The organism is Pseudomonas sp. R3.Fl (assembly GCF_023516765.1).
GTDB classification, from domain to species: Bacteria; Pseudomonadota; Gammaproteobacteria; order Pseudomonadales; family Pseudomonadaceae; genus Pseudomonas; species Pseudomonas citronellolis.
Genome location: NZ_JAMGSO010000001.1, coordinates 2,619,521 through 2,637,458 on the forward strand (window position 1 = coordinate 2,619,521; position 17,938 = coordinate 2,637,458).

The 17,938-nt window shown below is 67.1% G+C and carries 15 protein-coding genes and 1 pseudogene; 4 read left to right on the forward strand and 12 right to left on the reverse strand.

The window, feature by feature from the left end; genetic code table 11:
- Nucleotides 1–3: 3 nt before the first annotated feature.
- The 3 genes from M8R19_RS11330 to M8R19_RS11340 form a co-directional block, all read right to left on the reverse strand.
- Nucleotides 4–306, reverse strand: a complete 303-nt coding sequence (locus M8R19_RS11330) for a DUF1883 domain-containing protein (protein ID WP_043273615.1) — start codon at nucleotides 304–306, stop codon at nucleotides 4–6.
- Nucleotides 307–392: 86 nt separating this feature from the next.
- The gene (locus tag M8R19_RS11335) at nucleotides 393–743 is read right to left on the reverse strand and encodes a hypothetical protein (RefSeq protein ID WP_069862010.1); all 351 of its coding nucleotides are present in this window, start codon (nucleotides 741–743) and stop codon (nucleotides 393–395) included.
- Between the two features lie 156 nt (nucleotides 744–899).
- Nucleotides 900–1,367, reverse strand: a complete 468-nt coding sequence (locus M8R19_RS11340) for a DUF4345 family protein (protein ID WP_009617493.1) — start codon at nucleotides 1,365–1,367, stop codon at nucleotides 900–902.
- Between the two features lie 173 nt (nucleotides 1,368–1,540).
- Here M8R19_RS11340 and M8R19_RS11345 point away from each other — a divergent pair, with 173 nt between their 5' ends.
- Nucleotides 1,541–1,975 (forward strand): DUF411 domain-containing protein, encoded by a 435-nt coding sequence (locus M8R19_RS11345; protein ID WP_249917837.1) that lies wholly within the window; start codon nucleotides 1,541–1,543, stop codon nucleotides 1,973–1,975.
- A 290-nt stretch (nucleotides 1,976–2,265) separates the two neighbouring features.
- On the opposite strand, the gene alaC is transcribed toward M8R19_RS11345, so the two are convergent.
- Nucleotides 2,266–3,489 (reverse strand): alanine transaminase, encoded by a 1,224-nt coding sequence (gene alaC / locus M8R19_RS11350; protein ID WP_043313643.1) that lies wholly within the window; start codon nucleotides 3,487–3,489, stop codon nucleotides 2,266–2,268.
- A 141-nt stretch (nucleotides 3,490–3,630) separates the two neighbouring features.
- Between alaC and M8R19_RS11355 the strand changes: the two genes are divergently transcribed.
- Nucleotides 3,631–4,491 carry a PhzF family phenazine biosynthesis protein gene (locus M8R19_RS11355; protein ID WP_074977411.1) on the forward strand — a complete coding sequence of 287 codons (861 nt, stop codon included), beginning with the start codon at nucleotides 3,631–3,633 and terminating at the stop codon, nucleotides 4,489–4,491.
- 67 nt (nucleotides 4,492–4,558) lie between these two features.
- Nucleotides 4,559–5,455, forward strand: coding sequence for a KPN_02809 family neutral zinc metallopeptidase (gene ypfJ, locus M8R19_RS11360; protein WP_249917838.1), 897 nt, complete (start codon nucleotides 4,559–4,561; stop codon nucleotides 5,453–5,455).
- 648 nt (nucleotides 5,456–6,103) lie between these two features.
- On the opposite strand, the gene M8R19_RS11365 is transcribed toward ypfJ, so the two are convergent.
- The 4 genes from M8R19_RS11365 to M8R19_RS11380 form a co-directional block, all read right to left on the reverse strand.
- Nucleotides 6,104–6,544 carry a response regulator gene (locus M8R19_RS11365; protein ID WP_169720925.1) on the reverse strand — a complete coding sequence of 147 codons (441 nt, stop codon included), beginning with the start codon at nucleotides 6,542–6,544 and terminating at the stop codon, nucleotides 6,104–6,106.
- Nucleotides 6,545–6,663: 119 nt separating this feature from the next.
- Nucleotides 6,664–8,037, reverse strand: coding sequence for a DUF1329 domain-containing protein (locus M8R19_RS11370; RefSeq protein ID WP_009617481.1), 1,374 nt, complete (start codon nucleotides 8,035–8,037; stop codon nucleotides 6,664–6,666).
- Between the two features lie 112 nt (nucleotides 8,038–8,149).
- Complete coding sequence (locus M8R19_RS11375) at nucleotides 8,150–10,027, reverse strand: DUF1302 domain-containing protein (protein ID WP_074977407.1); 1,878 nt, start codon at nucleotides 10,025–10,027, stop codon at nucleotides 8,150–8,152.
- Between the two features lie 200 nt (nucleotides 10,028–10,227).
- Nucleotides 10,228–11,910, reverse strand: coding sequence for a fatty acid--CoA ligase (locus tag M8R19_RS11380; RefSeq protein WP_249917839.1), 1,683 nt, complete (start codon nucleotides 11,908–11,910; stop codon nucleotides 10,228–10,230).
- 201 nt (nucleotides 11,911–12,111) lie between these two features.
- Between M8R19_RS11380 and M8R19_RS11385 the strand changes: the two are divergent.
- Nucleotides 12,112–13,280 (forward strand): annotated as a pseudogene (locus M8R19_RS11385) (thiolase family protein).
- 38 nt (nucleotides 13,281–13,318) lie between these two features.
- On the opposite strand, the gene M8R19_RS11390 reads toward M8R19_RS11385, so the two are convergent.
- The 4 genes from M8R19_RS11390 to M8R19_RS11405 form a co-directional block, all read right to left on the reverse strand.
- Nucleotides 13,319–14,572, reverse strand: a complete 1,254-nt coding sequence (locus tag M8R19_RS11390) for a cytochrome c (protein ID WP_074977403.1) — start codon at nucleotides 14,570–14,572, stop codon at nucleotides 13,319–13,321.
- An 11-nt stretch (nucleotides 14,573–14,583) separates the two neighbouring features.
- On the reverse strand, nucleotides 14,584–16,362 hold the full coding sequence (locus M8R19_RS11395) for a GMC family oxidoreductase (protein WP_249917840.1): 1,779 nt from the start codon (nucleotides 16,360–16,362) through the stop codon (nucleotides 14,584–14,586).
- Entirely contained in the window at nucleotides 16,359–17,075 is a 717-nt protein-coding gene (locus tag M8R19_RS11400) for a gluconate 2-dehydrogenase subunit 3 family protein (protein WP_074977397.1), read from the reverse strand. Before M8R19_RS11400 ends, M8R19_RS11395 begins: the two co-directional genes overlap by 4 nt.
- A 231-nt stretch (nucleotides 17,076–17,306) precedes the next feature.
- Nucleotides 17,307–17,936: a LysE family translocator gene (locus tag M8R19_RS11405; RefSeq protein ID WP_043273604.1), complete on the reverse strand. Its 630-nt coding sequence runs from the start codon at nucleotides 17,934–17,936 to the stop codon at nucleotides 17,307–17,309.
- Nucleotides 17,937–17,938 lie beyond the last annotated feature (2 nt).

A 17,938-nucleotide genomic window follows, 5' to 3' on the forward strand; every position in this document is an offset into this window, starting at 1 on the left:
GGCTCAGCTGTAGCTGGAGGGAGTCTTGCGCACGAACTTGATGCTGTAGCTGAAGTCCGGCTTGCGGGTGACGCTGATGGCGCGGCGGGTGACGGTGTCCAGGGTGACGTTCCAGAACCCGGTGCTGGGCACGCGGATGCGCGCCGGGAAGCGCTCGAAGGCACCGCCGTGGTAGGCGTGGCGCGCGCCGTTCTTGAAGCTGCGGAAGTTGGCGTCGGTCATCAGGCGGATGTTGCAGGTGCGCGAGCATTCGATGACCACGAGGTCGCCCTCGTTGAGGTGTTCGCGCTTGTGGATGAATTTCATGTTGCGGGCCTGCGGGTGACGGTCGAACGGGGCGCAACGATAGCACGGAAGCCGGCGCCGCCCCAGCGGCGCCGGGCGGATGCGCGTCAGTTCGCGGCGCGCAGGCGGATACCGTCGGCCTCCACGCGCTGGCCCACCTGGAACTCGGCGTTGGGCGAACGCACGGTGCGCTGGCCGCCGTCCTCCGCCTGTACCACGTAGGCCTTCTGGCTGGCGCCGCTGGCCTGCTGCACGCTGCTGCCGGCCAACCAGCCGATGCCGGCCCCCGCCAGCGCGCCGAAGGGCCCGCCCAGGGCGCCGCCGATCAGCACCCCGCTGCCCGCGCCGAAACCGCCGCCGACCGTGTTGTCCGGCCGTTCAGCCACCACCTGGTCCGCCTGCGCCACCGCGCAGGACAACAGCACCACACCCATTGCACACAGGCTCGCTACTTTCATGATCGCTCCATTGGCGTTTGAAGGTAGCCAAGCCATTACAGCAAGCGTGCCAGCCCCCGAGGGCCCATGGATCAAGGGTTGGCGCGATGAAGGAGTCTAAATGACATCATCCGGCGGAGTCATCCTGACTCGCCGCAGAGTCATTCGGACCTTGTTTCAGAGCCCTTCGAAGTCGGCGTCGCGCACCTTCTCCACCGGCGCCTCCGGCAGCGGTTCGGCCGGCTCCGGCTCGCGCCGGCCGCGCTCCAGCCAGTACAGGGCGAAGATCGCCAGCAGCGACACGCTGCCGCGGTAGACCAGGCCGTAGAGGGTGGCGTCGGTGTCGATGCCCAGGCCCGAGGACCAGGCGATGAGCAGCCGCGACAGGGTCAGGGTGAGCTGCACCAGCACCACCAGGATCAGCCCGGCGCGCAGCAGCTCGCGGCGGCGCAGGGCGAACAGCAGGAACAGCGCCAGGGCGAACTGGTGGCCGCCGTAGAACACCTGGGCGTCGCTGACCGACTCCGGTTCCATCAGCAGCATGCCGCTGAGGTTGGCCATCTCGTAGGGGCGCACCCAGTACAGCAGGCCCAGGCCGGCCCACACCAGGGCCTGTAGCAGCAAGACGAAGCGGGCGAAGAGCATCCTGTTCCTCCTGGGGCCCGTCAGCCCTCGGCAAAATGAAGATGGATAAAAGACACAGACCTTGCTCGGCACGCCGAGTTCGCCGGCGGCGTCATAAGCTGATACAGAGCAGGGCCGGGCGCCGCCGTCCCTGAGAGTATGCTCCACGGATTTCGTTCTGACAGGAGCTTCCCATGCGCCGCATCCTCCTTCTCGCCGCCCTCCTCGCCGGCACCGCCCAGGCCGCCCAGCCACTGACCATCGACGTGCACCGCGATGCCAACTGCGGCTGCTGCAAGGACTGGATCAAGCACCTGCAGGCCAACGGCTTCACGGTCAACGACCACGTCGAGGCGGACATGAGCGCAGTGAAGACGCGCCTGGGCGTGCCCTACTCCATGGGCTCGTGCCACACCGGGGTGATCGACGGCAAGTTCGTCGAAGGCCACGTGCCGGCCAGCGAAGTGCTCGAGCTGCACGAGCGCGCCGACCTGGTGGGCGCGGCGGTGCCGGGCATGCCCATGGGCTCGCCGGGGATGGAGATGGGTGGGCGTTACGACGCCTACCAGGTGCTGGGGTTGGGCAAGGATGGGAAGGCGGTGGTGTTGGCGGATTATCCGGGGCGTTGAGGGGAGCTTGGAGTATCCCTGCTGCTTTGGGATCAACTCCGCTCCCTCTCCCCAGCCCTCTCCCTGAAGGGAGAGGGGGCTAGTCCGTGCCGAGAGAAGGAATGGTTTCAGCCGGCAATCTCTGTGCTAGCCGGCTGACTCCAGAACATCCAAGCACTCCGAACGGTCCCCTCTCCCTTCAGGGAGAGGGTTAGGGAGAGGGCGCTCTTAGGCCCCCCACCAAGCCCTTCCGCCCCTCCCCCACAAACAAAAAGGGGCGACCAACCGGCCGCCCCTTCTTCATTCCCACCTTATTCAGCCACCTTGGCCTTCGGCAACACCCCATCTGCCCGGAACATCGCCTTGATCCCCCGCACCGCCTGGCGCAAGCGATCACGGTTCTCGATCAACGCAAAGCGCACATGGTCATCGCCATAGTCACCAAAGCCGATACCCGGCGACACCGACACCTTGGCGTCCTTCAACAGCTTCTTGGCGAACTCCAGCGAGCCCAGGTGCGCGTACGGCTCGGGGATCTTCGCCCAGACGTACATCGACGCCTTGGGGTTCTCGACCATCCAGCCGGCCTCGTGCAGGCCCTTGACCAGCACGTCGCGGCGCGCCTGGTACTGGCTGGCGATGTCGCGCACGCACTGCTGGTCGCCTTCCAGGGCGGCGATGGCGGCCACTTGCAGCGGGGTGAAGGTGCCGTAGTCGTGGTAGCTCTTGATCCGCGCCAGGGCCGAGACCAGTTCCGGGTTGCCGACCATGAAGCCGATGCGCCAGCCGGCCATGTTGTAGCTCTTGGACAGGGTGAAGAACTCCACCGCGATGTCCTTGGCCCCCGGCACCTGCATGATCGACGGCGCCTTCCAGCCGTCGAAGACGATGTCGGCGTAGGCCAGGTCGTGCACCACCAGCACGTCGTACTGCTTGGCCAGGGCCACCACGCGCTCGAAGAAGTCCAGCTCCACGCACTGCGCGGTCGGGTTGGAGGGGAAGCCGAGAATCATCATCTTCGGCTTGGGGATCGACTCGCGGATCGCCCGCTCCAGCTCGTTGAAGAAGTCGATGCCCGGCACCAGCGGCACCGAGCGCACCTGGGCGCCGGCGATCACCGCGCCATAGATGTGGATCGGGTAGCTGGGGTTCGGCACCAGGATGTTGTCGCCGTGGTCCAGGGTGGCCAACATCAGGTGCGCCAGGCCTTCCTTGGAGCCGATGGTGACGATGGCCTCGGTTTCCGGGTCGATGTCCACCGCGTAGCGCTCCCTGTACCAGTGCGAGATCGCCCGGCGCAGGCGCGGAATGCCGCGGGAGGTGGAGTAGCCGTGGGTGTCTTCGCGCTGGGCGACCTGCACCAGCTTCTCGACGATGTGCGGCGGGGTGGCGCCGTCGGGGTTGCCCATGGACAGATCGATGATGTCCTCGCCGCGGCGGCGGGCGGCCATCTTCAGTTCGGCGGTGATGTTGAAGACGTAGGGCGGGAGACGGTCGATACGCGCGAAACGGCGTGCTGAACGGGGTTCAGTCATGATTTCCTCGGTGAACGTAAGCGCCCGGAACCGTCCGAGCGACGCCGGCCACTGCGGTGGCCTGAAAAGCTGGGCTTTTCTTGTCGGCGAACATATCCGCCGCTAGGCTCGCTGTCGAGCCCTACTTTCCACGGGAGCACCATGTCCTTTCTGCATTACTGGCAACTCGACGTGTTCGCCGACCGCCCGCTGGCCGGCAACGGCCTGGCGGTGTTCGCCGACGCGCGCGGCCTGGCCGACGCCACGCTGCAGGCGCTGACCCAGGAGCTGCGCCAGTTCGAGAGCATCTTCCTGTTCCCCAGCGCCGAGCTGGACACCTACGCCGCGCGCATCTTCACTCCCGAGGAAGAACTGCCCTTCGCCGGCCACCCGCTGCTGGGCGCCGCCGCGCTGCTGCACCACATCCACCAGCGCGGCGAACAGGAGCACTGGACGCTGCAGCTGGCGACCAGGGACGTGAACCTCACCACCCGCCGCCACGGCAACGGTTTCATCGCGCAGATGAACCAGGGCCAGGCGCAGTTCGGCGCCGTGCTCGACGCGGAGGAACGTCGCTGGTTCGCCGAAGCCTTCTCGCTGAACGCGGGCGACCTCGCCGACTACCCGGCGCAGGTGATCAGCACCGGCCTGCCCTACGTGCTGCTGCCGGTGCGCAGCGAGGCTCTCGGGCGCATCCGTCAGCGCGCCGAGCTGGGCGAGCGCCTGGCCGCCCTGGGCGCGGCCTTCGTCTTCCTGCTGGATGTGGATAACCGCGAGGGCCGCACCTGGGACAACGCCGGGCTGGTCGAGGATGTCGCCACCGGCAGCGCCGCCGGCCCGGTCGCCGCCTACCTGGTGGAGCTGGGCAAGGCCCGTCGCGGCGAGACCTTCGAGCTGAACCAGGGCCGCTTCGCCGGTCGCCCCAGCCTGCTGGAAGTGCGCGTCGGCGACGACGACCAGGTGCAGGTGGGCGGCAAGGTGCAACTGCTGGCCCACGCCCAGTTGCTCTGCGCGCTGGCCTGACGGCCGGCCTGGCGGGTCGGCCGGGCGCCGACGACACTCAATCCACGAACTTTCAGGAGAAGACGCCATGCTCTGGCGCAAAGGACGACGCAGCGACAACGTGGTGGATGCCCGCGACGACAGCGGCGGTGGCATGGGCGGTGGCGGCATGCGCATCGGCGGCCGCGGCCTGAGCCTGGGCGGGGTGGCCATCGTGGTGGTGGTCGGCCTGTTGATGGGCCAGGACCCGATGCAGATCCTCGGCAGCCTGCTCGGCCAGATGGACGCCGGCCAGGCCCCGGCGCGCCCGCAGGTGCAGGGCCGCCCGGCGACCGGCGCCGACCCGCAGGTGGACTTCGTGCGCGCCGTGCTCGGCGACACCGAGGACACCTGGGGGCAGATCTTCGCCCACAGCAACGCCCAGTACGAGCAGCCCAAGCTGATCCTGTTCAACGGCGGGGTGAACTCCGCCTGCGGCTTCGCCTCCTCGGCGGTGGGCCCGTTCTACTGCCCCGGCGACCACCGGGTGTACCTGGACCTGGGCTTCTTCCGCGAGATGGAGCAGCGCTTCTCTGCCGCCGGCGACTTCGCCCGCGCCTACGTGATCGCCCACGAGGTCGGCCACCACGTGCAGAACCTGCTGGGCATCTCGGCCAAGGTCGAGGCCGCGCGCCGCCGCGGCGCGCCCATGGAGGGCGCCAGCGGCCTGTCGGTGCGCCTGGAGCTGCAGGCCGACTGCTTCGCCGGCGTCTGGGCCAACAAAGCCCAGCAGCGCCTGCAGTGGCTGGAGCCGGGCGACATCGAAAGCGCGCTGAACGCCGCCAACGCCATCGGCGACGACCGCCTGCAGAAGCAGTCGCGCGGCACCGTGGTGCCGGACTCCTTCACCCACGGCACCTCGGCGCAGCGCATGCGCTGGTTCAAGCTCGGCTTCGACACGGGCTCGCCGGGCAAGTGCGATACCTTCAAGGCGCAGGCGTTGTAACCAGTACGAAGGGATTCCGCCGCGGGGACATGTTCGCGAGCAAGCTCGCTCCTACGAAAAGCCGTGCTCACCTGCAATGTAGGGTAGCCGGGAAGCACGATCCTCCCCCCGTAGGAGCGGACCTTGTCCGCGATGGCCGGACGTATCGGCGCGATTCGCGGATGAGATCCGCTCCTACGCTACCCCACCCGCGCCATTCCCATGTAGGAGCGCGCCCTGCGCGCGAATCGCGGGCAGGGCCCGCTCCTACAGGTAGCCGGGAAAGCGCGGTATTCCTCCCCCCGTAGGAGCGGACCTTGTCCGCGATGGCCGGACGTATCGGCGCGGTTCGCGGATGAGATCCGCTCCTACGCCGCCCCAGCCGCGCCATTCCCATGTAGGAGCGCGCCCTGCGCGCGAATCGCGGGCAGGGCGCGCTCCTACAGGTTACCGGGAAGCACGGTATTCCTCCCTCGTAGGAGCGGACCTTGTCCGCGATGGCCGGACGTATCGGCGCGGTTCGCGGATGAGATCCGCTCCTACGCGGCCCCACCCGCGCCATTCCCATGTAGGAGCGCGCCCTGCGCGCGAATCGCGGGCAGGGCCCGCTCCTACAGGTAGCCGGGAAAGCGCGGTGTTCCTCCCCCGTAGCGGAGATGACCAGGGGCCTCACAGGCAACGCTTGAGCGTCCGCAGAAACTCCTCCGGCTCAACCGGCTTGAGCAGGAAGTCCAGCACGTTCAGGCGCATCGCCTCGACCACGTCGCGGGCGCGGGTGGTGCCGGAGAGCACGATGATCGGCAGGAAGGTGCCCCGGGCGTGGAGCTGGCGGATCAGCTCCAGGCCGGCGCCCTCGCCTTCCATGCACAGGTCGGTGACCAGCAGGTCGATGGCCGATTCGTCGCGGCCGATACGGCGCAAGGCCTGGGCGCTGTTGCTCGCGGTCAGGCATTGCAGGTCGGCGCTTTCGATCAGCTCGCGCATCTCGGCGAGCACCTGCGGGTCGTCGTCCACCAGCAGCACCGTCGGGGGGCGCTCGGGACGGACGGTGATTTCCAGCAGCGCCTCGATCTCTTCGTCGTCGAGCAGGTTGCGGTACGCGTGAGGCAAGGGCTCACCCATGGCGGCGTTTTGCCGTGAGTATAGCGGCATTCTGCCACGCCACCGTAGCCACCCCGGGCCCATGAAAAAGCCGGCCCGAAGGCCGGCTTTCAGCAAGGCGACTCGACTTAGCGCACGCCTTCCTGACGCAGCGCTGCGGGGGTGAAGTCGCTTTCAGAGGCGCTGTAGTTGAAGTCGTAGGCGGATTTCTCCTCGTTCTTCAGGCCCAGCACCAGGTAGCGGCTGGAGAGCAGGTCGTACAGGGTTTCCGCGGTGTACCACGGTACCTGGTTGTTGTAGTAGTACTGCGAGAAGGCCTCGGCTACGCGCCACAGGGTGCCGCGGCCGTCGTAATGGTCGATCTCGGCGGCTTGCCAGGTGTCCTCGTCGATGTAGAAGTCACGCTTGGCGTAGATGTGGCGCTCGCCGGCCTTCAGGGTTGCGACCACATGCCAGACGCGGTGCAGCTCGTAGCGGGTCAGGTCCTGGTTGAGGTGGCCGGGCTTGATGATGTCCGCATACTTCAGCTTGGGATCGTCGAGCTTGTAGTTGTTGTACGGGATGTACAGCTCCTGCTTGCCCACCAACTTCCAGTCGTAGCGGTCCGGCGCGCCGTTGTACATGTCCAGGTTGTCCGAGGTGCGCAGGCCGTCGGCGGCGGTGCCGGGGCCGTCGTAGGACACCTGCGGGGCGCGGCGCACACGGCGCTGGCCGGCGTTGTAGAGCCATGCCAGGCGCGGTTCCTTGACCTGATCGAGGGTCTCGTGCACCAGCAGCACGTTACCGGCCAGGCGCGCCGGGGCGGTGACCTGCTGCTTGAAGTAGAACAGCACGTTGCTCGGCTTGCTCGGGTCGTAGTCCTTCAGGTCGGTGCGGAACACGAACTCGTCCTGGAAGTACACCAGCGAGTAGCTGCCGTTGACCTGCGGGGTGGCCTGGGTCACCAGACGGCGCACGTGGCCGCCGCGGTAGCGGGTGATGTGGTTCCAGATGACTTCCAGGCCGTTCTGCGGGATCGGGAAGGGGTTGGCGGTCTGGAAGTTCTGCAGGCCGTTGCCGCCCTGCACCAGGTTGGTGGCGGTGGCGTTCTTCCTGGTCGCTTCCAGCACCGAGTCAGGCAGGGTGGCGGTGCGGTGCGACGGGTACACCGGCATCTTGTAGGTGTCGGGGTAGCGCTTGAACATGGCCAGCTGGCCGGGGGTCAGCTTGTCCTTGTACTGCTCGACGTTCTGCGCGGTGATGGTGAACAGCGGCTTCTCGCTGGCGAAGGGGTCGGCGAGGAAGCCCTTGCTGTCCACGGCGCCGGCGTTCTTCGGCAGGCCGCCGGTCCAGGCGGGAATGCTGCCGTCGGCGTTGCCGGCCTTCTCGGCGCCGACCGGGGTCAGGGTGGTGCCCAGCTTGGCGGCGTCGGCGGCGGACACCGCAGCCATCACCTGGGTGGCCAGCAGGCTCAGGCCCAGGGCCAGTGCGCCGGTTTGCAGCAGTCTCTTTGTTGTTCTCATTATCGCGTCGTCCTCGATGAGTCGTTACTGCTCGCGCAGCGGCCGCGCCGCCGCGCTCGCGATCTCTGTCTGCTGGCGCCCCGCCCGGGCCCGGGCGGGGCGCGGGTGCCGCTTAGAAGTTCACGCCGAAGCTGAGCGCGACGAAGTCGCGGTCGACCAGGGTGGAGTACTTGCCGTCGAAGTAGTTGGTGTAGGAAAGGCTCGCGGTGTAGGTGTTCATGTAGTCGGCGTCGACGCCCAGGCTGATCGCCTTGCGGCCTTCCTCGAAGTTGCCGCCCGGGCCGGGCGAATAGCCGTCTACGTCGTGGGACCAGGCCACGTTGGGCTTGAGGTTCACCCCGGCGAACACGTCGTTGTAGTCCCAGATGGCGCGCATGCGGTAGCCCCAGGAGTCGGCGGTGGTGAAGCCGTCGTTCTCGCAGTTGCGCGACAGGTTGTTCTTCGGCGCGCTGCCCAGGGTCGAGTTGTTCAGCACCTGGCAGGTGTTCAGGTTGCCGGTCGCCGGGAGCGGGCCGGGGCCGAACACCGGGTCACGGCCGTAGCGCGCCTTGGAGGTGCTTTCCAGGCCGCCGACGTGGGTCCAGCCCACCTCGCCCACCAGGGTCAGACGCTCGGCGCCCATGACCTGGTCGAAGAAGTGGGTGAAGGTGGTCTGCAGCTGGGTGATTTCCTTGCGGCGATAGCCGTGCTGGTCGGTGTCCGGAGCACCCTGGAGCACCGAAGCGTTGCCGTACACGCCGCCCAGCGGCACCACGCCGGAGAACAGGATGTCGGTGGTGTTCAGCTGCACCGGGGCGTTGGGCCGGTAGCTGATCTCGCCCTGCCAGGCCGTGCCGGTGGGCAGGGTGGTGGAGAAGCTCAGGCCATACAGGTGGATGTCCTCCGGGTACTCGACGAAGTACGAGGAGTTGCCCGCCACCAGCAGCGGGGCGAAGGCTTGCAGCGGGGTGCCGCTGAGGGAGTTGGCCAGGTTGTAGATGGACTGGGAAGCGCCGCGGCCGCTGAAGATCGGCAGGCGGCTGTGGTAGTTCATGTAGTAGCCACCGAACTCGGTGTTCAGGGTGTCGGCGTAGTACTTCAGCGACAGGCCGTACTGGCCGCTGTCGCGGGCGTCGCGGTCCGGCCCGCGGCGCACCAGGGCGCCCTCGTTGTTGACGTCCACGCCGAACTGCTTGGCCAGCGCCACGTTCCCCGCCCCCAGCGCCTGGGCATTGGTCAGCACGCGCAGGTTGTCGGTGCAGCCGTCGGCGATCACGTCCGGCTGGGAGAAGAAGGTGCCGCAGTTGTCCACCACCGTCTGGTCCCACTCCAGTTGGTAGAAGCCTTCGGCGGAGAGGTTGTCGGTGAGGTTCTGCGACAGGTAGAACATGTTCACCGGCACCAGGGCTTCCTTGATCTCGGAGCCCGGGCGGCGCAGCGCGGTGACGTCGAACGGGTTGATCGAGTTGATGCCGCCCTGGATGAAGGTGCTCTCGCCCCAGTTCACCACCTGCTTGCCCAGGCGCACGTTGCCCGGCAGGTCGGCGATGCTGTACTTGTGGTAGATGAAGGCGTCCAGCAGCTCGGCGCCGGAAGCCTTGGCGGCAGTCTTGCGGCCACTGTCGCTGAGCGGCTTGAACTCGGTGCTCTCGTCCTTCTGCTCGAAGTCGTACCAGTACTTGCCGCGCAGGAACACGCCGGTGTCGCCGTACTTCAGCTCCAGGTCGTGGATGCCCTTGAAGATCTTCGAGAAGGTCTTGCCGGCCTTGTAGTTCAGGTGGCCGTCGTCGGAGGTCTGCGACAGGCCGTGACCGCCGTTGTTGGAACCGATCAGGTTCTTGTCCGGATTCTGCGTCGACCAGCTGGCGCCGACCGACAGGCTGGAGTCGAAGGAGCCCTCGATCTCGCCGATGTTGAAGGTGACCGCCGAAGCGGGGGTGGCAAGCGTGGAAGCCAGGCTGACGGCCAGTGGCAAACGAGCCAGGCGCCAGATCTTCTTCATTTGTGTCATCGACGCTACTCCATGTGTGTTTTTTGTTATGAGTGGCAGCGACTATAGCCAGCCCCCCGGCGGGCTTGATCCCTCGAAAGTGTGATTTAGCGCGTCGCTGCGGCAACGAGCCGCAAGCTAGACGGCTCGCAGAAAGGATTAGCAGAGGCTGCGCCCCGTGCCAAGCGCTTGCTCGGGGGACGCAGCCTGTAGGGAAAGGCTTACAGGGCGGAGAGGAATTCGCTGCCGGACTCCTGCCAACGAGCGATATCCACACGGATGCGCTTCTTGTCCAGCTTGCCCACGCTGGTCTTGGGAACTTCAGTAACAACGGCGATCTGCGAAGGAATCGCCCACTTGTTGATGTGGCCCTGCTCGACGAAAGGCTTGAGGTGTTCCTTCAGCCCCTTGGCGTCCAGCTGCAGGCCCTCGAAGAGCACCAGCAGGGCGAACGGGCGCTCGCCCCATTGCGGGTCCGGCACCCCCACCACCGCCACTTCGCGCACCGCCGGGTGGCGGCTGATGAGGTCTTCCAGCTCCAGCGAGGACAGCCATTCGCCGCCGGTCTTGATCACGTCCTTGATGCGGTCGCGGATGTCGATGAAGCCCATGCCGTCGAGGGTGGCCACGTCGCCGGTGTGCATCCAGCCGCCGGCCCAGAGTTCCTCGCCCTTCTGCGGCTCGCGGAAGTAGCCCTGGGTCAGCCAGGGCGAACGCAGCACCAGCTCGCCCTGGGACTCGCCGTCGGCCGGCAGCAGCTGGCCGTGCTCGTCCATGATCGCCGCGTCCACCAGCGGCACCGGCACGCCGGCCTTGATCCGGTAGGTGGTGCGTTCGTCCTCGCTGCCGGCCAGGAGTTCATCGTTGAGGTAGGCGCAGGAGATCAGCGGGCAGGTCTCGGACATGCCGTAGGCCGCGGTCAGCTGGATGCCGCGGGCCTGGGCCGCCTCGTACAGCGAGCGGTTCAGCGCGCTGCCGCCGATGATGATCTTCCAGTCCTTGAAGTCCACGCCCTGGGCGGCCTTGGCGTTCATCACCATCTGCAGGATGGTCGGCACGCAGTGGGAGAAGGTGACGTTCTCGCGTTTCCACAGATCGACCAGCAGTTCCGGGTCGTAACGCCCCGGGTACACCTGCTTGATACCGAGCATGGTCGCCACGTAGGGCACGCCCCAGGCATGCACATGGAACATCGGCGTGATCGGCATGTACACGTCGCTGTTGCCCATCAGGCGGATGCTGTCCAGGCTGGCGATGGTCGAGGCCATGGCCAGGGTGTGCAGCACCAGCTGGCGGTGGGTGAAATACACCCCCTTGGGGTTACCGGTGGTGCCGGTGGTGTAGAAGGTGGTGGCCACCGAATTCTCGTCGAAGTCGGGGAAGGCGTAGCGCGGGCTGGCCGCGGCCATCAGCGTCTCGTACTCGCCGATGCAGTCGTCCAGGGCGCAGCTCTTGTCGGCGCCATCGCTCAGCAGCAGGGTCTTCTGCACCGTGGTCAGTTGCCCGGCGATGCCCTGGTAGAGCGGCACGAACTCGGCGTTGACCAGCACGAAGCGGTCCTCGGCGTGGTTCATGGTGTAGAGGATCTGGTCCGGCGAAAGACGGATGTTGATGGTGTGCAGCACCGCGCCGATCATCGGGATGGCGAACATCGCCTCCAGGTAGCGATGGCTGTCCCAGTCCATCACCGCCACGGTGTCGCCGGCCTGCACGCCGGCCTCGGTGAGCACGTTGGCCAGGCGCGCCACGCGCTCGTTGAAAGTGGCGTAGTTGTAGCGCACCAGGTCGCGGTAGACGATCTCGCGGCTTTTTTCGTAGCGCGCGCCGGACAGCAGCAGGCTCTTGATCAGCAACGGGTACTGGTAGGCATTGCTCGCAGCGGGGAGGAGACGGGTCTTGAGCATATTCGGCTTACCTGTGGGACCTTCATGGGAGTCGATGCCGGTGACTGTAGAGGTGCAACCATGACCAATCATCCATCCAAAGAGTGATTTGCGGGTGACTCTTTGGCCTGATCGGGTCACGCGCTAGAATCGCCGCCACCCGGTCGTTCACGGCCGAGCCCCCAGAACACTCCGAGAACAAAAGCCAAGAGGTAGTTTTCCATGTCCGAAATCGTCATCGTCAGCGGCGCCCGCACCCCCATGGGCGGCTTCCAGGGCAGCCTGGCCGGAGTTTCCGCCGTCGACCTGGGCGCCGTCGCCATCCGCGAAGCAGTCGCCCGCGCCGGTATCGAGGCCGGCGATGTCGAGGAAGTGATCATGGGCTGCGTGCTGCCCGCCGGTCTGAAGCAGGGCCCGGCCCGACAGGCGGCGCTCAACGCCGGCCTGCCCGCCGCCACCGGCTGCACCACCATCAACAAGCTGTGCGGTTCGGGCATGAAGGCGGTGATGCTGGCCCACGACCTGCTCAAGGCCGGGACCAACCAGGTGATGGTCGCCGGCGGCATGGAGAGCATGTCCAACGCCCCCTACGTGCTGGAGAAAGCGCGCACCGGCCTGCGCATGGGCCACGCCGAGATCACATGTTCCTCGACGGCCTGGAAGACGCCCGCACTGGCCGCCTGATGGGCTCCTTCGCCCAGGACACCGCCGACAGGAACGGCATCACCCGCGAAGACATGGACGCCTACGCCATCGAATCGCTCAAGCGCGCCCAGGCCGCGATCCAGGATGGCTCGCTGGCCAGCGAGATCGTCCCGGTCACCGTCACCACCCGCAAGGGCGAGGTCGTGGTGAAGGACGACGAGCAGCCGCTGACCGCCAACCTGGACAAGATTCCCAGCCTGAAGCCCGCCTTCAAGAAGGACGGCACCATCACCGCGGCCAACGCCAGCTCCATCTCCGACGGCGCCAGCGCGCTGGTCCTGATGACCGCCGAGGAAGCCGCGCGCCGCGGCCTGAAGCCGCTGGCGAAGATCGTCGGCCACGCCACCCAGAGCCAGGACCCGAGCGAATTCACCCTGGCCCCCATCGGCGCCATGACCAACCTGTTCAGGAAGACCGGCTGGAACAAGGACGACGTCGACCTGTTCGAGATCAACGAAGCCTTCGCCATGGTCACCATGCTGGCCATGCGCGAGCACGGCCTGGACCACGCCAAGGTCAACGTCTACGGCGGCGCCTGCGCCCAGGGCCACCCGGTGGGCTCCACCGGTTCGCGGATCATCGTCACCCTGATCAACGCTCTGCAGAAGAAGGGCGGCAAGCGCGGCGTGGCCTCGCTGTGCATCGGCGGCGGCGAAGCCACCGCGGTGGCCATCGAACTGCTCTGACGCCCTTAGCGCCGCCCCGCCGGGCGGCGCGCTCCACCTCAGCGTCGGCGCAGGGCCGCTACCTGCCGCGCGCTCACCGTCGGCGCCTCGTGCCCCCAGGCCTGGCGCAGGAAGGTCGCCAGCGCGGCCACCTGCCGGTCGTCCAGCCGCCAGCCGAAGTCCGGCATGCGCAGCCCGCTCGGCGCCGCCTCGGTGACCGCCATGCGCGAACCCTCGAGGATGATGCTGATCAGCGAGGAAGGATCGTCACCGAGCACCGCCGAGTTGCCCTTCAATTGCGGGAAGGTATTGCGATACCCGGCACCATCCGAGCGATGGCAAGCCGCGCAGTTGTCGAGGTACAGGGCCGCGCCCTCGCTGGCTGGCTGCCCCGAAGCCAGCGCCTGGTAGGTGGAGCCATCGTCGTGCAGCAACATCGCCGCGGAGTGGCCTTCGCCCAGCGATTTCAGATAGACAGCCACGGCCCGCAGATCTTTCTCGTCGAAGTACTGGGTACTGTCCTGCACCGCCGCGGCCATGGCACCGAAGGCCGCTGTACGCTCCGTATGCCCGGTCCGGAGAAAGGTCATCAGCTCGGACTCGCTCCAATTCTGCAGGCTGGCCGGCGTGGCGCCGGTCAGGTCCGGCGCATGCCAGCCCTCCAGGGTGCCGCCGCTGAGGTAGCGGGGGTCGCGCTGATCCACGGCCTGCTCCTGGAAGGCCAGCCCGCGCGGGCTGTGGCAACTGCCGCAGTGCCCCAACCCCTGCACCAGGTAGGCCCCCCGGTTCCACTCGGGCGAACGCCGCGGGTCGTCCTGGTAGGGCCCGCTGTCGGCGAACAGGCTGTCCCACGCCTGCAACGGCCAGCGCATGTTCAACGGCCAGGGAATCTCCGCTGCCCGGTTGGCCTGTTCCACCGGGTGCACACCCTGGCGGAAGTACAGGTACAGGTCAGCGATGTCCTGGTCGCTGATCCTGGCGAAGGAGGGATAGGGCATGGCCGGGTACAGGCGGTGACCGTCCGCTGCCACGCCCCCGCGCACGGCCCGGGAGAAATTCCCCAGGGTGTAGGTACCGATCCCGGTGTGCGCATCGGGCGTGATGTTGGTGGAGTAGATGGCGCCGATCGGCGTCCCCATCTTCAGGCCCCCGGCGAATGGGCGCGCGGGGTCGGTGGTGTGGCAGGCGGCGCAGTCCCCCAGGCGGGCGAGGTATTCGCCGCGGGCGATGGACGACGCCTCGTCGGCGCGGGCCGTACCTGCCACCGACAACGCCAGGAGCAGTGGTGCGAGCAGCCTTGCTGAAATGTTCATGGCCGGCCTCCTCATGCGTCCACCAGCGGGCCAGGATCGCGCAGGTAGCGTTCGCGGATCGCCTGGGCGGCCCAGTAGGCCAGCGCCCCGACCATGCCGGTGGGGTTGTAGGCCATGTTCTGCGGGAAGGCGCTGGCGCCGAGGACGAACAGGTTGGGCACGTCCCAGCACTGCAGGTACTTGTTCAGCACGCTCTGCCTGGGGTCCTCGCCCATGATCGCGCCGCCGGTGTTGTGGGTGCTCTGGTAGCTGATGGCGTTGAAGTGCTCGCCGAAGGCCGGCGCGTGCACCACTATCTTCCGCGGGCCGAGCACCCGGGCGATCTCGCTCAGCCGCTCGGCCATGAAACGCCCCTGGCGGATGTCGTTGGCCTTCCAGTCGAAGGTCATGCGCAGCAGCGGCAGGCCGTGCACGTCGCGGTAGTTCGGGTCCAGGTCCAGGTAGCAGTCGCGGTAGGCCATGTTCGAACCTTCGGCGCCCAGCGACATGCTGTGCCCGTAGCTGTCGCGCAGCGCCTGTTTCCAGCCGCTGCCCCAGGTCGGCGCATCGTCCGGCAGGAGCGCCTGCTGGATCGGACGCCCGCCCGAACTGCCTACCGACAGATAGGCGCCACCGATGAAGTCCCGCTGCCCGGCCTTGAACGCCTCGCTGTTGAAGTCGTCCAGCGCCACGGTGCCGCCACCCGCCCCGATGAAGGGATTGAAGTGGGTGTCCTTGTCGAAGAACAGCGAAACCCCGGCATTCATCTGGTACGCATAGTTCTTCCCCACGACGCCTTCGCCCGTGCGCGGATCGTAGGGCTTGCCGATCTTCGAGAGCAGCAGCAGGCGCACGTTGTGCAACTGGTAGGCGCTGAGGATCACCAGTTCCGCAGGTTGCTCCACCTCCCGGCCCTGGCTGTCGATGTAGGTGACCCCGGTCGCCTTGCGGCCGCTGGAGTCGGTGTTGATGCGGATGACCTGGGCCTGGGTGCGCAGTTCGAAGTTCGCCTGCCGGTACAACGCCGGCAGGATGGTCGACTGCGGCGATGCCTTGGAATACAGGTAGCAGCCGAAGCGCTCACAGAAGCCGCAGTAGTTGCATGGCCCCAACTGCAGGCCATAGGGGTTGGTGTAGGCCTCGCTGCAGTTGGCCGCGGGGGAGGCGAACGGGTGCAGCCCCAGTTCCAGCGCGCCGGCCTTCAGCAGTTCGCCGGAGTAGAAGGTCTTCAGCGCCGCGGTCGGATAGGGTGCATGCCGGGGCGCCTCGAACGGGTTGCCGCCCGGCAGTATCCGCCCCTGCAGGTTGCCGGCCTGGCCGGCGGTGCCGCAGACCTTCTCGAAGCGATCGAAGCAGGGCTCCAGTTCCTCATAGCTCACGCCCCAGTCCTGGATGGTCATGCCCTCGGGGATGGCCGCCTTGCCATGCCGCTCCAGGGTATTGCTGCGCAGTTTCAGGTCGTAAGGCTGCATGCGCCAGTGCATGCCATTCCAGTGCACGCCGGCGCCGCCCACGCCGTTGCCGGGCAGGAAGGCGCCCAGGCGTCGGTAGGGCACCGCCCGGTCGGCCAGGCCATGGCGCAGGGTCACGGTTTCCCGGGCGAGGTTCTGGAACAGCTTGTAGCGGATGCCATAGGTCAGCTCGTCGGCGATCCTCGGGTAGGCGAAGTCCGGGTAGGTGTCGCGCTGCTCCCCGCGCTCCAGGGCGACCACTCGCAGCCCGGCATCGACCAGTTCCTTGGACATGATCGAGCCGGTCCAGCCGAGGCCGACCACCACCACGTCCACCGCCTCCCTGCGCGTGGCGCTCATAGCTCACCCCGCTGGCCGGAGATGCTGACCGGCCCTTGCGGGTAGGCCTTGTTCGGCTGGTCCACCCAGTCGGTGAAATCGGCGCGCGCACCGGGGAAGCCGATCATCCGCCAGGACGCCATGCTGCGGTTGCCGCCATGGATGGGATCGGCCAGGTAGCCCTCCCGGGTGTTCTGCCAGAGCTGTTCGAAGAACATCGACTCCGGGCAGGCCTCGAAGGCTATCCGGCCGCCCTCCATCTGCGTCAGCAATTCCTCCTGGCGGCCGCGCGGCAGTTCCTGGAAGCGCTTGCCGGCGAACTGCTGCCGACAGTGGCGCTGCAGCGCGGCGATACCCAGGCGGTAGATTTCCCTGGGGCTCAGGCGGCTCTGGTGGCCCAGTTCGGCGGGCGCCTCGAAGAACGGCCCCTGCAGGTACCAGATGCCGCCATGGCCATAGGCGGTCTCCATCTGCCGGTCGATGAACTCGGGCACCCCTTCGGCCACTGCGCCGGGGCCGTTGTCGTCATCGGGGATCAGGCAGTCGCAGGCGGCCAGCAGGAACAGCCACTCCTCGGAGTTGAAAAAGCGTGGCTGATAGGCCTGGCCCGGCTCCGGTGCGCTCTCGGCGCGAACAACGCCAGTCCCCATCACCGCCACGGCGGGAATGAGGCTCAGCGAGCCCTTGAGGAAACGGCGACGGGATGGGCCTGCAGCAGAGGCATTCCTTGGCATGGTTTGTTGACCTTCTCGAAGAGGAAACGCTTCGATACTAGCCATAGAGACCACACAGTTAGCAGGCTAATTATTGCAATAACGCTCTGTCGATTCCGCAAAAATCCCCGCGCAATCCAAGATCAAAAACCCGCTTTGCTTTTCGTAGGAGCGAGCTTGCTCGCGAACAAACGCGGTGCCATGCGGTTCGCGAGCAAGCTCGCTCCTACGAAAAGCGCGAGTCCCCAACCCTCAGCGCAACTCGGTGAAAGCCAGCTTGACCCCCAACCCCACCAGCACCACCCCCATCATCCGGTCGAACCAGTGCCCCATGCGGGCGAAGCCGGCGCGCACGCGCTGCTGGCTGAACAGCAGCGCCACGAAGCTGAACCAGGCTGCGGTGGCGCAGGCCAGGTAGACGCCGTAGCCGGCCTGCACCAGCACCGGGGTGTGCGGGTTGATGACCACGGTGAACAGCGAGAGGAAGAACAGCGTGGCCTTGGGGTTCAGGCCGTTGGTGACGAAGCCGGCGACGAAGGCGCCGCGCGGGGTGCGTTCGCTGGGCGCGGCGGCCGCCACGCTGCCGTCGCCACCGCTGGGTTTGGCGCGCAGGGCCTTGATGCCGATGTAGAACAGGTAGGCCGCGGCCAGCCACTTGAGGGTGTTGAACAGCATGATCGACTGCGAAACGATCAGGCCGATGCCCAGCAGCGAGTAGGTCACATGGATGGAAATGGCGCAGCCCACGCCCAGCGCCGTCCAGGTGCCGGCGCGGCGGCCGTGGGTGACGCTCTCGCGCACCACCACGGCGAAGTCCGGGCCCGGGCTGGCCACCGCCAGCAGGTGGATCAGCGCCACGGTGAGAAATTCCGTCCAGTACATGC

Bases quoted from the DNA above. Each gene is read 5' to 3' on its own strand.
- M8R19_RS11330 (WP_043273615.1), bottom strand. From the start codon at position 306: ATGAAATTCATCCACAAGCGCGAACACCTCAACGAGGGCGACCTCGTG.
- M8R19_RS11335 (WP_069862010.1), bottom strand. From the start codon at position 743: ATGAAAGTAGCGAGCCTGTGTGCAATGGGTGTGGTGCTGTTGTCCTGC.
- M8R19_RS11340 (WP_009617493.1), bottom strand. From the start codon at position 1,367: ATGCTCTTCGCCCGCTTCGTCTTGCTGCTACAGGCCCTGGTGTGGGCC.
- M8R19_RS11345 (WP_249917837.1), top strand. From the start codon at position 1,541: ATGCGCCGCATCCTCCTTCTCGCCGCCCTCCTCGCCGGCACCGCCCAG.
- alaC (WP_043313643.1), bottom strand. From the start codon at position 3,489: ATGACTGAACCCCGTTCAGCACGCCGTTTCGCGCGTATCGACCGTCTC.
- M8R19_RS11355 (WP_074977411.1), top strand. From the start codon at position 3,631: ATGTCCTTTCTGCATTACTGGCAACTCGACGTGTTCGCCGACCGCCCG.
- ypfJ (WP_249917838.1), top strand. From the start codon at position 4,559: ATGCTCTGGCGCAAAGGACGACGCAGCGACAACGTGGTGGATGCCCGC.
- M8R19_RS11370 (WP_009617481.1), bottom strand. From the start codon at position 8,037: ATGAGAACAACAAAGAGACTGCTGCAAACCGGCGCACTGGCCCTGGGC.
- M8R19_RS11375 (WP_074977407.1), bottom strand. From the start codon at position 10,027: ATGACACAAATGAAGAAGATCTGGCGCCTGGCTCGTTTGCCACTGGCC.
- M8R19_RS11380 (WP_249917839.1), bottom strand. From the start codon at position 11,910: ATGCTCAAGACCCGTCTCCTCCCCGCTGCGAGCAATGCCTACCAGTAC.
- M8R19_RS11390 (WP_074977403.1), bottom strand. From the start codon at position 14,572: ATGAACATTTCAGCAAGGCTGCTCGCACCACTGCTCCTGGCGTTGTCG.
- M8R19_RS11395 (WP_249917840.1), bottom strand. From the start codon at position 16,362: ATGAGCGCCACGCGCAGGGAGGCGGTGGACGTGGTGGTGGTCGGCCTC.
- M8R19_RS11400 (WP_074977397.1), bottom strand. From the start codon at position 17,075: ATGCCAAGGAATGCCTCTGCTGCAGGCCCATCCCGTCGCCGTTTCCTC.
- M8R19_RS11405 (WP_043273604.1), bottom strand. From the start codon at position 17,936: ATGTACTGGACGGAATTTCTCACCGTGGCGCTGATCCACCTGCTGGCG.